14 protein-coding genes and 1 riboswitch are annotated in these 13,828 nt (G+C 69.2%); of the genes, 5 read left to right on the forward strand and 9 right to left on the reverse strand.

What is annotated here, in order from left to right; all coding sequences use genetic code 11:
- Positions 1-27: 27 nt before the first annotated feature.
- The 5 genes from OG985_RS23585 to OG985_RS23605 all read right to left on the reverse strand — a co-directional run bounded on the left by OG985_RS23585 (position 28) and on the right by OG985_RS23605 (position 3,770).
- On the reverse strand, positions 28-510 hold the full coding sequence (locus tag OG985_RS23585) for an NUDIX domain-containing protein (RefSeq protein ID WP_371670323.1): 483 nt from the start codon (positions 508-510) through the stop codon (positions 28-30).
- Positions 511-620: 110 nt separating this feature from the next.
- Complete coding sequence (locus OG985_RS23590; RefSeq protein ID WP_371670324.1) at positions 621-1,526, reverse strand: LysR family transcriptional regulator; 906 nt, start codon at positions 1,524-1,526, stop codon at positions 621-623.
- Positions 1,527-1,745: 219 nt separating this feature from the next.
- Positions 1,746-2,900, reverse strand: coding sequence for a cystathionine gamma-lyase (locus OG985_RS23595; protein ID WP_371670325.1), 1,155 nt, complete (start codon positions 2,898-2,900; stop codon positions 1,746-1,748).
- Entirely contained in the window at positions 2,897-3,385 is a 489-nt protein-coding gene (locus tag OG985_RS23600) for a low molecular weight protein-tyrosine-phosphatase (RefSeq protein WP_371670326.1), read from the reverse strand. The genes OG985_RS23595 and OG985_RS23600 overlap by 4 nt, the downstream gene beginning before the upstream one ends.
- A 7-nt stretch (positions 3,386-3,392) precedes the next feature.
- Positions 3,393-3,770, reverse strand: a complete 378-nt coding sequence (locus OG985_RS23605) for a phage holin family protein (RefSeq protein ID WP_371670327.1) — start codon at positions 3,768-3,770, stop codon at positions 3,393-3,395.
- Between the two features lie 58 nt (positions 3,771-3,828).
- Here OG985_RS23605 and OG985_RS23610 point away from each other — a divergent pair, with 58 nt between their 5' ends.
- From OG985_RS23610 to OG985_RS23625, 4 genes are all read left to right on the forward strand, one after another.
- A complete protein-coding gene (locus OG985_RS23610) occupies positions 3,829-4,146 on the forward strand; it encodes a cupin domain-containing protein (RefSeq protein ID WP_363284954.1) in 318 nt (105 codons plus the stop codon).
- 210 nt (positions 4,147-4,356) lie between these two features.
- Positions 4,357-4,569, forward strand: coding sequence for a DUF5326 family protein (locus OG985_RS23615; protein WP_356031601.1), 213 nt, complete (start codon positions 4,357-4,359; stop codon positions 4,567-4,569).
- Positions 4,570-4,928: 359 nt separating this feature from the next.
- On the forward strand, positions 4,929-5,723 hold the full coding sequence (locus OG985_RS23620) for an IclR family transcriptional regulator (RefSeq protein ID WP_371674474.1): 795 nt from the start codon (positions 4,929-4,931) through the stop codon (positions 5,721-5,723).
- Between the two features lie 99 nt (positions 5,724-5,822).
- Positions 5,823-6,260, forward strand: coding sequence for an SsgA family sporulation/cell division regulator (locus OG985_RS23625; protein ID WP_371670328.1), 438 nt, complete (start codon positions 5,823-5,825; stop codon positions 6,258-6,260).
- A gap of 322 nt (positions 6,261-6,582) precedes the next feature.
- Here the strand turns inward: OG985_RS23625 and OG985_RS23630 are convergent, their stop codons facing one another.
- Positions 6,583-8,103 carry a YibE/F family protein gene (locus OG985_RS23630; protein ID WP_371670329.1) on the reverse strand — a complete coding sequence of 507 codons (1,521 nt, stop codon included), beginning with the start codon at positions 8,101-8,103 and terminating at the stop codon, positions 6,583-6,585.
- 71 nt (positions 8,104-8,174) lie between these two features.
- Positions 8,175-8,363, forward strand: a riboswitch (TPP riboswitch).
- Here OG985_RS23630 and thiC point away from each other — a divergent pair.
- Positions 8,356-10,164 (forward strand): phosphomethylpyrimidine synthase ThiC, encoded by a 1,809-nt coding sequence (thiC, locus tag OG985_RS23635; RefSeq protein ID WP_371670330.1) that lies wholly within the window; start codon positions 8,356-8,358, stop codon positions 10,162-10,164. It overlaps the preceding riboswitch by 8 nt.
- A gap of 108 nt (positions 10,165-10,272) precedes the next feature.
- On the opposite strand, the gene OG985_RS23640 is transcribed toward thiC, so the two are convergent.
- From OG985_RS23640 to OG985_RS23650, 3 genes are all read right to left on the reverse strand, one after another.
- Entirely contained in the window at positions 10,273-11,136 is an 864-nt protein-coding gene (locus OG985_RS23640) for a hypothetical protein (RefSeq protein ID WP_371670331.1), read from the reverse strand.
- A 191-nt stretch (positions 11,137-11,327) separates the two neighbouring features.
- Positions 11,328-12,425, reverse strand: coding sequence for a metallophosphoesterase (locus tag OG985_RS23645; RefSeq protein ID WP_371670332.1), 1,098 nt, complete (start codon positions 12,423-12,425; stop codon positions 11,328-11,330).
- Positions 12,426-12,609: 184 nt separating this feature from the next.
- Positions 12,610-13,722, reverse strand: a complete 1,113-nt coding sequence (locus OG985_RS23650; RefSeq protein WP_371670333.1) for a LacI family DNA-binding transcriptional regulator — start codon at positions 13,720-13,722, stop codon at positions 12,610-12,612.
- Positions 13,723-13,828: the final 106 nt, after the last annotated feature.

Genomic DNA, 13,828 nt, shown 5'->3' on the forward strand with positions numbered 1-13,828 from the left:
GCGCCCGCGCCCGCGCCCGCGCCGGCGTCAGCCCAGGTCCGGGGCCTGCATGGCGCGTACACCCTCGATGTTCCCGTCCAGGTAGTGCCGTAGGGACAGCGGCACGAGGTGGACGGAGGCGATCCCGACCCGGGTGAACGGCACCCGCACGATCTCGTACTCGCCGATGGGTTCGTCCATCTCGGGGCCGTGGCGTAGCGCCGTGTTCATGGATTCGAGGTTGCAGACGAAGAAGTGCTGCACCTTCACGCCGGTCGCGCCACCGTCCGCGCCGATGTGCTCGACGGTGTCGACGAAGCACGGCACGACGTTTGTGATCTTGGCGCCGAGTTCCTCGTAGACCTCGCGATGCAGTGCATGCACGACCGTCGGGTCCTCCGGCTCGACCCCGCCACCAGGCGTGACCCAGTAGGGATCCACGCCGGGCTTGGTGCGTTTGATCAGGATCAGGTCGTCGCCATCCAGCAGAACGGCACGGGCGGTGCGCTTGACCACGGGTCGGACGGTCATGGGAGGAATGTGGCCCGGCTGGTTCCACGTGAAACATCGCGAAAGGTCACCGACCGAGCTCAGGGCGTGATCTCTCGTGGCCCAGCCCCTCGATACCGGGGAAACGCGGCTCAGCACCAGTCGGCGGCCGTACGCAGCAGCCACTCATGGGCCCGCGCGATGTGCGGCATGGCCAGCGTGCCGGTACGGACGACCAGGAAGTACGTCCGTAAGGGTGGCACTGCCGGATCATGCAGAGCCAGGACGTCACCACGCTCCAGGGCCGCCGCGCACAGATAGCGGGGCAGCACCGCGAGGCCCGCGCCGGCTACCGCACAGGCGAGGACCGCCCGCAGGTCGGGAACGATGACGGTGCCCGGGGCGGCTGGGCGGGAGTCGAAGACGGAGGCCCAGTAGCGGGAGACGAAGGGGAGGGACTCGTGCACCTCGATCAACGGTGCCCGTTCCAGTGCGACCGCTCCGTCACGGCGAGGTTCCTCCAGACCGATCTCCCCGGCCCAGCGCGGGGAGGCCACCAGGATGTGCTCCTCGTCGCAGAGCGGAGTCGCCGTGAGCAGCGGTCCGCGCGGACGGGCCGTACAGATGGCCAGATCATGATGTCCGGCGGCCAGCCCCTCCAGGGTTTCCTCGGCATTCCCGAAGGAGGTGCGGAGGGCGAACCCCTGACCGTCCTCGCCGGTCAGTTCCGTCAGGGCGGGCAGTGCCCGCTCGGCGGTGAATTCGGGGGGACCGGCGAGGTGCAGGCTCCGTACGGAGGAGTCGTCGTCGAGCCCGGTCTCGGTGATTTCCACCAGGGCGTCGAGATGCGGCGCGGCCTTGTGCGCGAGCTCGTCTCCGATGCTCGTCGGTGTCACACCGCGGGCCTGGCGCAGGAACAACGGGCGGCCCAACTGCCGCTCCAGGGTGCGTATCTGCGAGGTGACGGCGGGCTGGGAGAGGCCGAGCAGAGCGGCGGCACGAGTGAAGGAGCCGGCCCGGTGCACGGTCACGAACGTGCGCAGTAAGGCCAGATCCATAGACGCCCTCCCCTTCCTGCCCTTTTTCCCGGCCCCCCGGCCGCGCCCAACTATAAATAAGTCGATAGGTCTCTGTCGCTACTGTGATTGGACACTGACACAGAGTCAACTAGCCTTGGGCGCGCGGTTCTTCGCGCGCAGAACCGGGACGGTCCGAGCCACGAGGGGGGAGGCTCGGACCGTCCGTCCATACGCGGCCGGGCACCGACAACCCGCCGGTCAGTGCGCCGATTCGGCCAGCGCACGCAGCACGTCCGCCACCAGGTCCTGCGGATCCTCGGCTCCGACCGAGAGACGAATGAACCCCTCCGGCACCGCGTCCCCGCCCCAGCGGCCGCGCCGTTCGGCAGTGGACCGCACCCCGCCGAAGCTGGTCGCGTCGTCCACGAGCCGCAGCGCGTCGAGGAATCGGTCGGCATGCGCGCGCGTGGGCAGGGTGAAGGAAACCACGCACCCATAGCGGTGCATCTGCTGTGAGGCGATCTTGTACGAGGGATCGTCGGGCAGCCCCGGATACCGGAGCCCGGTCACCTCAGGCCGTCCCCGCAGCGCCTCGGCCAGGACGAGCGCGCTCGCGTTCTGCCGTTCGACCCGCAACTGGAGCGTGGCGATCGAGCGGTGGGCCAGCCAGGCCTCCATGGGCCCCGGGATCGCACCGACGATCTTCCGCCAGCGGCGCACGCCGGCCATGGTCTCGGCGTCGCGGCCGGTGACGTACCCGAGCAGGACGTCACCGTGCCCGGTGAGTTGCTTGGTGCCGCTCGCGACCGAGAAGTCGGCGCCGAGCTCCAGCGGGCGCTGCCCGAGCGGCGTCGCCAGCGTGTTGTCGACGGCCACCAGGGCGCCGCGCGTGTGTGCCGCCTCGACGAGTCTGCGGATGTCGCACACGTCCAGACCGGGGTTCGACGGGCTCTCGATCCACAGCAGCTTCGCGCCGTCGAGGACGTCGAGCTGCGCGTCGCCGCCGGTGGGAGCGGTGCGGACCTCGATGCCGTACGCCTCCAGTTGGGCGCGGACCAGGGGCAGCACCTGGTAGCCGTCGTTCGGCAGGACGACGCTGTCCCCGGCGCGCAGCTGGGAGAAGAGCACCGAGGAGATGGCGGCCATGCCGGAGGCGAACACGAGCGTCTGGACGCCGTCCTGCCCGGGCGCCTCCAGCTCGCCGATGGCCCGCTCCAGCAGGGTCCAGGTGGGGTTCTCGTCGCGGCCGTAGGTGTACGGGCCGGTGGGATCGCCCGGCAGGTGGAAGTGGGCGGCGAAGACCGGCCCGGGCAGTGTCGGCTCGTGCTTGACCGGCTCGGGCAACCCGGCCCTCACCGCGCGCGTGCCGTCCCCGCTGCCGTCCGCCGGGCCCTGTGTCTCCGTACCGCTCATGCCGCTCGTCCTTCCACGTGCTCACGTACCGCGGCGAGCAGACCGTCGCTCGCCGCCTCCACCATCTCAAGACACTCCTCGAAGCCGTCCATCCCCCCGTAGTACGGGTCCGGTACGTCCAGGTCCCCGGCGGCGGGATCGTACGAACGGAGCAACCGCACCTTCTCCGCGTCCTGAGCGGTGGGCGCGAGGCGGCGCAGGGCCCTGAGGTGGCCGGCGTCGAGCGCGAGGACGAGGTCTAGGCGGGAGAACCAGGACGCCTGGAACCGCCGGGCCGTGTGGCCGCTCCCATAGCCGTTGTCCTCGAGGACGGCGACGGTGCGCGGATCGGCACCGTCGCCCTCGTGCCACCCGTCGGTGCCGGCGCTGTCGACTTCGACCCGGCCGCCGAGCCCGGCCTCCCGCACGCGGGAACGGAAGACGGACTCGGCCATCGGCGAGCGGCAGATGTTGCCCGTGCAGACGAAGCAGACGCGATAGGACATGACGGACTCAGTCCCCGTCCGGCAGGACGACGTTCAGCGCCCAGGAGACGATCGAGATGATCAAGCCGCCCAGGACGGCGGTCCAGAAGCCGTCGACATGGAAGCTCAGGTCGAGCTTGTCGGCGAGCCACGAGGTGAGCAGCAGCATCAACGCGTTGACCACCAGGGTGATCAGGCCGAGCGTCAGGATGAACAACGGGAAGGTCAGCACCTTCACGACCGGCTTGACAAGGAAGTTCACCAGGCCGAAGACCAGGGCGACCAATATCAGGGTGGCGAACTCCTTGCCCGTGCTGTCACCGGCCAGAGTGATCTTGTCGAGCAGCCACACCGCGACCGCCAGGGCACCCGCGTTGGCGATCGTCTTGACTAGGAAATTCTTCATGTGTCTGATCGTGGCAGAAGAGATCGGTTACGAGTACGGGCGAGGGCGGACGAAGCAGATGAAGGCATTCCGGCTGGACGAACTGGAGGCGGAGCGCGCCGCCAATGATGGTGCCTACCTGCAGTTTCTGCGCGAACGGAACATGTCGGTCGGCCTGTACGCCCTGGACGCCGGTGAGCACGACCGGCAGCAGCCCCACAACCAGGACGAGGTCTACTTCGTGGTGAGCGGCCGCGCGGCGATCACCGTGGGCCTGGAGACCACTCAGGTGGCGCGCGGCAGCGTGGTGTACGTGCCGGCCGGTGTGGCCCACAAGTTCCACCACATCAGCGAGGATCTGCGGGTCCTGGTGGTCTTCTCTCCGCCCGAGAGCTGATCTGTCGCCTCAGGGTTCCCTAGGGGTTCGGTCAGGGGACGACAAGGGATGCGAGGCCCCCGTCGGGGCCCCTCCCGGCCCTAGCATCGAACGCAGGCACAAGCAGGACCTGGCATCAGAAGTGCGGGGGTCGACAGGACCCGGCACCGCGCGTGCAGGTCGTCGACGGAACCCGGCACAGCGACGGGCGGAGAGGTAAGGACAAGAGCGATGCGAGAGATCTTCGCGGGACTGCCCTGGTGGGTGAAGTGGGTTGCGGTGCCGGTCATCGCCCTGGTCGTGTTCGGCGGACTGATAGCCAGCGTCGTCGGCTTCTTCATCGGCCTGCTCTTCAAGGCACTGGTCTTCGTGGCCCTGGTGGGCGGACTGATCTACGTCGTACGGAAGTTCACGGCGAGTTCCTCGTCGCGGGGCGACTGGTGAGCCTCCCGGGCAACCGGTGACCGGTAACAGGAATCACCGGTTCCCTCGGGCGGGGGAAGTTTCACGGACAGGCCGTCTGCAAGCGGTGGCAGGCGGTTAAAGTCCGGGAACTCGACGCGGGGACCACCCCGCGAGCGGCGTACACCCCCTCCCGTGTGACCCGCACGGGCTGCCCCCTCGCACTTCGGGAGTGACCCTTGGCCACGGTAGACATCGCCCCTGCGGAAGCCCACGCACCGCCCGCAGCGGCCCACACCGCCGTCTCTTCCCCGGGGGCCCGCCTCCGGCCCCCCGAGCAGCCCACGCCCCCGCTACGGCCGCATCCGACGGCATCCGCGGCCCAGCGGCTCCCGGCGGCACTGCCCGAGCAACCGCACTCCTCCCCGCCCCACTCCGCCGCACCGCACGCGGCCACGCTCATCGGGTCCGTGCAGCGGGCGATGCGCCTGCTGGAATGTGTCGCCGAGCACGTGCACGGGGCCCCCGCCAAACAACTGGCCCGTGAGACCGGGCTGGCGCTCCCCACGGCATACCACCTGTTGCGCACCCTCGTGCACGAGGGCTATCTGCGCCGCGACAAGGGGCTGTTCTTCCTCGGTGAGGCGGCCGAGCGACTGGGCAGCAACGGAGCCCAGCAGAAACGTCGCAGCACGGTTGCCGACACGCTCGCGCACTGGCGCGATGCGATCGGCGTACCCGTGTACTACGCGATGTACCGCGACGGCGAGATCGAGATCATGTGCGTCGCCGACACCCCGGGCAATCCGGCGGTCGAGGAGTGGGCCGACTTCCGCGAGACCGGGCACGCGCACGCCATCGGGCAGTGCCTGCTGGCTCAGCTGGACGAGGACGCTCGGCGCGACCACCTCGACCGCTATCCCGTGCAGTCCGTCACTCCGTACACGGTGCGTGACGATCACACATTGCTCCGGCGTCTCCAGCACATGCGGCGGATGGATCCGGTGACCGAGCGGCAGGAGTACGCGCTGGGGACGGTGTGTGCGGCGATCCCGATCACCGTGGGCACCACGGCCGCCTCGATGGCCATTTCTCTCCCCTCCCATCAGGCCGATCGCCTCCTGGCGGCGGCCCGGCAACTGCAGGACGAGGTGGGTCGGCTCCTGGGGTCGCTGGCCATCTCTATCAGTATCTGAAAACTCACTCCTTGTGATCTGTTGTGTACTTTCTGCAAGATGCCTTCAATGTCAGAGGGTTGATTCCCGGCCAATCGACGGCATATGACGGGGTAGGCGATGCGCGAGTCCGTACAGGCAGAGGTCATGATGAGCTTCCTCGTCTCCGAGGAGCTCTCCTTCCGCATCCCGGTGCAACTGCGCTACGAGGCCGGTGATCCCTACGCAGTCCGGCTGACCTTCCATCTGCCCGGCGACGCGCCGGTGACCTGGGCTTTCGGTCGCGAGCTGCTGATCGACGGCGTGGGTCGGCCGTGCGGGGAGGGAGACGTGCGGGTCTCACCCGCCGACCCCGAGTCGCTGGGCGAGGTTCTGATCCGGCTACAGGTCAGCGGCGACCAGGCGCTGTTCCGCTCGTCGACGGCTCCGCTCATCGCCTTCCTGGACCGCACCGACAAGTTGGTGCCGTTGGGCCAGGAGGGTGCGATCGGCGATTTCGACGCCCACCTCGACGAGGCGCTGGACCGCATCCTGGCCGAGGAACAGAGCACGGGCTGATGCCGTACGGCGACGAGGTGGACTGAACTCTTCGCCGCACCGGGACGGGTGGCCGCGCAGCACGAGCCGGGGACCGCGAATCCGCCCGCGTCGGTGAACCGGGTGCGGTGCGGCCGTGCAGGAACGCTTCCGCCCCGGAGGCTTCACCGGCAGGAACGCTTCGGCCCCGGGTACTTCGCCGGCAGGACGCTTCCGTCCCGGCAGCTGCGCCGGCAGGGAATCCCTACGTCCCCGGTACTTCACGGCAGGAACGGTGAGGCGGCCGAGGCGGGCGGGACCGAACGCCTCGCACTGACCGTCCGCTTCAGCGGGACCGTCCGCTTCAGCGCTTGCGCCGCCGACCCCTGCCGCCACGCGCGGGAGCCTCCTGGGGCTCCGCCGTCACCGCCTCGGGATTCGGCCGGTCGGCGGCGACCACCAGGGCCGCGAGAGCCGTCGTGACGGGCACGGAGGCGACCAGGCCGATCGAGCCGACGAGCGTGCGCACGATCTCCTCCGCGACGAGTTCACTGTTGGCGACCGTCCCCACACTGCTCTGTGCGATGGAGAAGAGCAGCAACAGAGGCAGCGCCGCGCCCGCGTAGGCGAGCACGAGTGTGTTGACGACGGACGCGATGTGGTCGCGTCCGATGCGGATGCCCGCGCGGTACAGCCCACGCCGGCCCATCGACGGTTTCGCCTCGTGCAGCTCCCAGACCGCGGACGTCTGGGTGACCGTCACGTCGTCGAGGACACCGAGCGAGCCGATGATGATGCCGGCGAGCAGCAGACCGCTCATGTCGATCGACGGGAACAGGCCGTGGATCAGGCCGGTGTTGTCGTCCGTGTTGCCGGTGAGCGCGGCCCAGCCGTTGAACAACGAGCCGAGTACGCCGATCAGCACCAGCGAGATGAGGGTTCCGAGCACGGCGACCGACGTACGGGCCGACAGACCGTGGCACAGATACAGGGCGATGAGCATGATGGCGCTCGCCCCGACCACGGCCACGGCCAGCGGATTCGAGCCCTGCAGAATCGCAGGCAGGATGAACAGGGTCAGCACCAGGAAGCTGGCGGCCAGCGCCACCAGCGCCATGATGCCGCGCAGCCGTCCCACCACCACGACGGCCACCGCGAAGATGCCGGCGAGCAGGGCCATGGGGAACCTGCGGTTCACGTCGGTGACGGAGTACTGCAAATCCTTGGGTGCGGAAGGCTCGTAGGCGACCACGACCTTCTCACCCTCGTGCAACTGCCGTGACTGGTCCGGCTGGACGATCTCCGTGAACGTACGGCCCTTGTCGTCACCGGTGTCGACCCGGATCGTCGCCTTCTTGCAGGTCCCGTTCGCCTGCTGCTGGGCGGACGAGCCCTCGGCGGTGGAGGTGTCACCTGTCGGTGCGCCCCCGGAGGCGTTCACCGACGCACAGCTCACGCTCACCACCTCGGTGACCGTGGCGTGCTGGGTCTGGCGGTCGAAGCCGACACCGGTGCGCTCGTGTGCCGGGGCGCCGCCGGGCCACAGCACCACGAGCCCGACCACCACCGCCATGCCGAACGGGATGAGGATCGCCGCGATGACCTTGCGCAGATGCTTGGACACGGGTGCGGCCGGCCCGTGACTGTGCGAGTGCCCGTGGCCGCCACCGGAGCCCGAGCCGTGCCCGTCGTCGGAGCCGTGGCCGGACCCGCCGCTGGGGCCCGGTCCGTGGGCGTGCCCGCCACCGGAGCCGTGGTGGACGCCACCCGCGAAGTTGTGGCCGGGTCCGAGGCCGTGGTTGTGCCCGTCGCCCTGGCCGTCTCCTCGGCCGGGCCCGCGGGGCGGCTCGGACGGCGGGTACGGGGGCTGATGCGTCGTGGTCACCGACCGATCATCGCAAGAACGGCAGGGGCCCTCTGTTCACCGCGCCCGAATTGACGCTAGCGTGGAGTCACCTTTGCACACGCGGGAGCTCGGAGCACCGGGCTGAGAGGGCGCTGACCTCCGTCTTTGCGGTGTTTCACAGGGACGTCACCCGAACCGAGTGATGTTTCACATGAAACATCGGCAGACGGACATCGCTGCGTCGACCGCCGAACCTGTTACCGGGTAATGCCGGCGTAGGGAGTAGGTCTCATGACCAACAAGGACGCACGCACGCCTGCCTCCACGCAGATTCCGACGGATCCTTCGAAGGAGGGCGCGACCAGCGGGGAGAGCGGGAAGTCCATCGGCTGGCACAAGGGGTATGTCGAGGGCTCACGCCCCGACCTGAGGGTGCCGGTCCGTCAGGTGCACCTCACCAACGGGCAGTCGGTCACGCTGTACGACACCTCGGGCCCGTACACCGATCCCCTCCTCGACACCGACGTCCGCCGGGGCCTGCCTCCGCTGCGGGAGAACTGGATCGTCGCCCGTGGCGACACCGAGGAGTACGCAGGCCGTCCCGTCCGGCCCGAGGACGACGGCGTCAAGCACACCTCACCGCGAGGCGGTCTGCGCAACCTCGACGCTGTCTTCCCCGGACGGCCGCGTCAGCCGCGCCGCAGCCGTGACGGCGAGGCGGTCACGCAGCTGGCCTACGCGCGCCGCGGCGAGGTCACACCCGAGATGGAGTACGTGGCCATCCGGGAGAACGTGGCACCCGAGGTGGTCCGCGAGGAGATCGCGGCGGGGCGTGCGGTGTTGCCGGCCAACGTCAACCACCCGGAGATCGAGCCGATGATCATCGGCAAGCGGTTCCTGGTGAAGGTCAACGCCAACATCGGGAATTCCGCGGTGACTTCCTCTATCGAGGAAGAGGTCGAGAAGATGACCTGGGCGACCCGCTGGGGCGCCGACACGGTCATGGACCTGTCCACCGGCCGCAACATCCACACCACTCGGGAATGGGTGCTGCGCAACTCCCCCGTTCCCATCGGCACGGTGCCGCTCTACCAGGCTCTGGAGAAGGTCGACGGGCGCGCCGAGGAGCTGACCTGGGAGATCTACAAGGACACGGTCGTCGAACAGGCCGAGCAGGGCGTGGACTACATGACCGTCCACGCGGGCGTGCGCCTGCCGTACGTACCGCTGACGGCGAACCGCAAGACCGGCATCGTCTCCCGTGGCGGTTCGATCATGGCCGCCTGGTGCCTCGCGCACCACCGCGAGAGTTTCCTGTACGAGAACTTCGAGGAACTCTGCGAGATCCTCGCCGCCTACGACGTCACGTACTCGCTCGGCGACGGCCTCAGGCCGGGCTCGATCGCGGACGCCAACGACGAGGCGCAGTTCGCGGAGTTGCGGACGCTCGGGGAACTCAACCGGACAGCCAAGCGTTTCAACGTACAGACCATGATCGAAGGCCCGGGACATGTCCCGATGCACAAGATCAAGGAGAACATCGACCTTCAGCAGGAGATCTGCGATGAAGCTCCGTTCTATACCCTCGGCCCGCTGACGACGGACGTCGCGCCGGCGTACGACCACATCACCTCCGGCATCGGCGCCGCGATGATCGCCTGGTGGGGCACGGCCATGCTCTGCTACGTCACGCCCAAGGAGCACCTGGGCCTGCCCAACCGTGACGACGTCAAGACCGGAGTCATCACGTACAAGATCGCCGCCCATGCGGCCGATCTCGCCAAGGGCCACCCGGGTGCGCAGGAATGGGACGACGCGCTCTCCGACGCCCGGTTCGAGTTCCGCTGGGAGGACCAGTTCAACCTGGCCCTCGATCCGGACACGGCCCGGGAGTTCCACGACGAGACGCTGCCCGCCGAACCCGCCAAGACGGCTCACTTCTGCTCGATGTGCGGGCCGAAGTTCTGCAGCATGAAGATCTCCCAGGACATCCGCCGCGAACACGGCGGATCCCGGGAGGCGGTCGAGGAGGGGATGGCTCAGAAGTCGAAGGAGTTCGCGGCGGCCGGCAACCGGGTCTATCTGCCGGTCGTCGACTGATCCCGAGGCACGCACGGTCGGCCGACGGCCGGGTGTCCGGCTTGCGCTCCCCGAGGCGGGGTCCTCCGATGCGGAGGGGTGCCCCGGGGCGGGGGCGCAAGCCGAGGGCTACTCCGGCTGGTGGTCCGGTCCTCCGAAGTCCGGGCTGGTGTAGTCCGGGCTCGTGAAGCTCGGACGCGGACTCGCGGGACCGTCGTCGGGGCTGCTGAAACCCGGGCGGCCGTAACCGAGGTGCGGCATGCGGTTGATCGGCGCCTGCGGTGCCGCACGGTGCAGTGCGGCGCTGCCGGGGTCGGCCAGTGCCTCCCGTAGGAAAGGCAGGATGCCGCGCTCCAGCAGGGCTTCGCGCCAGGTCTCCCCGGCCCGGGCCACTTCCGCGCTCATCTCGCCGTACGGTCCGGCGGTGAGTGAGGGCCTGTTGCGCAGAGCCGTGAGCAGCAGCCCGACGGCGGCGACCAGGATGGCGGCCGCGGTGACGGCGCCGAACACCCAGCCGGCGGTGATCATGGTCTGGGCGAACGCCGGCTCGGGGTCCAGCATTTTCAGGATGTAACCCACGAGCAGGAAGATCGCCGCGGCGGTTCCGGCGAGGACGGGGGCCAGGACCGCGACGACGGCGACGGCGCCCGCGCCGGCCGTCTCGGCGACCTCTCCCATGGTGGTGGCGAGCCCCATCGCGCTCGCGCCCGGCTCCAGGGGGCCGGTTTCGCGAACAGACGAGGGGGTGGACGGCGCCGGCTGGCGTAGTTCCTCGCGGACCTTCACGTAGTGCTGGTACTCGGTCGCCGCGGCCGCCGTGATGAGTGCGGTGGCGTTGAGCGCCATGGTGCGCAGCTGTTCGGTGTTGAGCCGCTGTCCGACAGCGGCCAGTTCCGGGCGGTGTGGGGCGGAGCGCAGCGCCTCATCGAGGATCCGCTCGTATTCCTGGCGGTCCTCGCTCAGCAGGTGCTGCGGAACGCTGTTCATCTGCATCCCCCGATGCTCCGTAGGGCTGGTGGCTCGCATGACGACGAGCCGTCGGGCAGAAACGGAGGGGAGCCTGCTACGGATAAGCCGATGGTAGAGCGGTGACGGCACAAGGTGACAGGGGGTTTGCAGAAATTGGCCCCTGGCCTGCGCCGTCGTCCGTCAGTCCGCCGTGGGGGCGTTTGCCCCCCGAATGCTCAGATGTCCAGGGGAAGTTGCTGCACCAGGAGCTTTCCGGCCATGGTCACTCCGCCGTCCATCGCGATGGCGAGGCCGTCGGCGTAGACGTGCGGGCCCTCGACCAGGGGATCGGTCGTGTCCTCGTCGTCCTCGGAGCCGACTTCGCCCATCAGGTACGGGATGGGGCTGTGCCCGTGGACGATGCGGGTGCCGCCGTAGGTGTCCAGCAGCGAGCGCACGGCGTCGGCGCCGCCTTCGTCGCGGAAGGAGAAGCGCTTGGTGAACTTGCGGAACAGATCCCACACTTCGTCCGCGTCGTTGCGTGTGATCGTCTCGCGGACGGTGTCGTTGACCGCCTCGATCGAGTCGCCGTAGTCGAGGTACGCGGTGGTGTCCGAGTGGACGAGCAGGTGGCCGTCGACCTCCTCGACGGCGTCGAGGCGGGCCATCCACTGGAGGTGATGGTCCTGGAGGCGGTCCATGTCGGTCTTCTGGCCGCCGTTGAGCAGCCAGGCCGCCTGGAAGGTGGCGGTGCCCGCGCCGGAGTGGACGGGGGTGTCGCCGAACCGCTTGGCGCCGAGCAGCAGCAGTTCGTGGTTGCCCATGAGGGCCTTGCAGTAGCCGCCGGCCGCGGCCGCCTCGGCGGACAGCCGCATCACGAGGTCGATGACACCGATGCCGTCGGGGCCGCGGTCGGTGAAGTCGCCGAGGAACCACAGCCGGGCGGTGCCCGCGCACCAGTTCCCCGCCGAGTCGACCAGGCCCTTCTCCTGGAGGGCGGCCACCAGTTCGTCGATGTAGCCGTGCACGTCTCCGACGACGAACAGGGGCCCCGGCCCGCCGGCGGACTGCTGGGCCGGAACGGACGCCGGGTCGATCGTCACCTGAAGCGTGTCACCGCGGTTGATGACGGGAAGATCGCGCTGCGTGGGCGTGTACCCCTCCGGATGCTCCACCGGCTCCTCTACGGGTCTGACGGCACCGTCGGCGTGGCTGCTGTCGGAGTACGGCCCGGTCTCGTGGACGTATGCCGGTACCCGGAAGTCGCGCAACGTCGCCGTCCGTTCCGCCTCGGGTCCCTGACCGGCCCCCTGAGTCATCGACCCCTCCACCATCGCGCCGCATCTGCACCGCATCGGACTGCCTGGTCGCAGCGGCCCGCGGTGTCGTGGGCCCATCATAGGAATGCGGATCGCGCCGTGTGATGACCCAGGGGTGGTGAATCAGAGCGGGACTCCGGTTCACCGCGGCTTTCGCCCCGATTGGGCAGGGCTTCGGCCGTCTCTCGATCGCCCGTGTCTACTTCTCCTCGGGCGAACGCGGGGGGCTGACGGTCGTACGCGGAGGACGTCGCTGGGACGAGGTACGCACGATCAGCTCGGTCGGTATCACCTGCTCGACCAATTGGTCCGATTCGAGGCCCTCGATGGCGTCGATGAGGAGCTGGACCACCGCCGTGCCGATGCGGCGCGGCTTGAGGGAGAGCGTGGTGATGGGCGGCTCGGTGTTGGCGTACACGGTGGACTCGCTGCAGCAGACGAGCAGCAGGTCCTCCGGGACGCGCAGCCCGTAGCGGCGGGCGGCGGCGAGGAGGTCGGTGCCGTTCGGGTCGAACAGGCCGTAGACCGCGTCGGGCCGGTCGGGGCGGGCGAGCAGCCGGTCGGCGGCGACGGCGCCCGCGCACGGATCGTGCGCCGGATAGGCCTCGTACACCGGATCCTGGCCGACGCGCTCGCACCAGCGCAGGTAGGCGGTGGTCGACAGGTGGGTGTAGGTGTCGGTGGTGGTCCCGGTCAGCAGGCCGATGCGGCGGGCTCCCGCGTCGGCCAGATGGTCGAGGATGCCGAGTACGGCGGCCTCGTGGTCGTTGTCGACCCAGGCGGTGACCGGGAGCGAGCCGGCCGGGCGGCCGTCGGAGACGACAGGTAACCCCTGCCGGACCAGTTCGCTCACCACCGGGTCGTGGTCGGACGGGTCGATGACCACGGTCCCGTCGAGGGCGACGTTCGACCACACGTCGTGGCGTGAGGTCGCGGGGAGGATGACGAGGGCGTAGCCGCGGGCGAGCGCGGCCGAGGTGGCGGCGCGCGCCATCTCGGCGAAGTACGCGAACTCGGTGAAGGTGAAAGGTTCATCCCCGTACGTCGTCACGGTCAGGCCGATCAGTCCGGACTTGCCGGTACGGAGCGTGCGTGCGGCGGCTGACGGGCGGTATCCGAGCCGGTCGGCGACTTCGCGGACGTGGCGTCGGGTGGCGTCCGGGAGCCGGCCCTTCCCGTTGAGGGCGTCGGAGACGGTCGTGATGGACACTCCGGCGGCGGCGGCCACGTCCCTGATGCCCGCCCGGCCCGGCCGGCTGCCTCGGCGTGAGGTTTCCGCGCGGCTCACCTGGTGCTTCCCTGCTGCTGTCATGGCGAGCCGATAGTAGGGCTCATGCGGTGGGGTAGGGCGGACGCATATGCACGCATTGACAGGCACGTTTCTGCAAGGTCATCACTGTTCAATTGCCTTGGAAACC

Origin of the sequence: Streptomyces sp. NBC_00289 (assembly GCF_041435115.1) — a bacterium.
GTDB lineage: Bacteria > Actinomycetota > Actinomycetes > Streptomycetales > Streptomycetaceae > Streptomyces.